The sequence below is a fragment of the Streptomyces sp. B1866 genome, from assembly GCF_031932565.1.
Classification (GTDB): domain Bacteria; phylum Actinomycetota; class Actinomycetes; order Streptomycetales; family Streptomycetaceae; genus Streptomyces.
In genome coordinates, this window is the sequence record NZ_JAVSCF010000570.1 from 1 (window position 1) to 762 (window position 762).

Annotated in this window: 1 protein-coding gene; it reads right to left on the bottom strand. The window is 80.7% G+C overall.

Annotated features, from left to right (window positions below; translation table 11 throughout):
* Positions 1-496, bottom strand: a 496-nt coding sequence (locus RKE29_RS30235; protein ID WP_312008893.1) for a hypothetical protein, incomplete at its 3' end; no start/stop codon positions are given.
* Positions 497-762: the final 266 nt, after the last annotated feature.

Below are 762 nucleotides of genomic sequence, written 5' to 3' on the forward strand. Positions count from 1 at the left end.
CGGCAGCCGCCACAGCCCGGTCGCCGCGCTCCGCGAGCCGTTCGCAGCGGCGCAGCAGGGCGCGGCGGCGCTCGGCCTCGCCGCACCCCGCGGCGGCCGCGCACAGCGCGCGCAGGGCCGCCAGGTCGGCCGGGACGGGCGCGTAACCGGCCGCCAGGGCCCCCTGGAGCCGGTCCAGGTACCCGGCCGCGGCGCCGGGCAGGGCGGCGCGGTAGCGGTCGAGTTCGGCCCGCAGGAAGGCACGCAGCCGCCCGCCCTCGCGGACCGCTTCGTCCACGGCTTCGGCGAGGCGCCGGCAGTCCCGGACCTCCTCCGCGCGTTCCGGGTCGGCGGGGCCGGCGGGGTCTGCGGGACCGGCCGGACCTACGGGGCCGACCGGGCCGTCGAGGAGCGACGGGGGGCGGGGCTGGAGGGCGAGGGCGAGGGCGCGTCGGAGGATACGCAGCTCGTCCGCGCTGAACGCCATTCCGCCGCGGGTTCCATGTGGCGTGGGCATGGGCCGACTTTAAGTGCTAAGCGGACAAAATTCGCCGATCGCGGGCGGTGCGGCGCGTTGCGCCGGGCGGTACGGCGCGTTGCACGCCCACCGGCCGCGCCCACCCGCAGCGCCTGACCACCGCGCCCACCCGTCGCGCCCGCCCGCAGCCCCTGACCGCAGCCCCGCCCCGCCGCCGGGCCGCCCTCGCGCCGGAGAGCCCGGGCCGGTACGCCCCGGCCGGGCACGCCAGCCGCACCGGACTGCCGCGCGACGGCCGTCCGGCC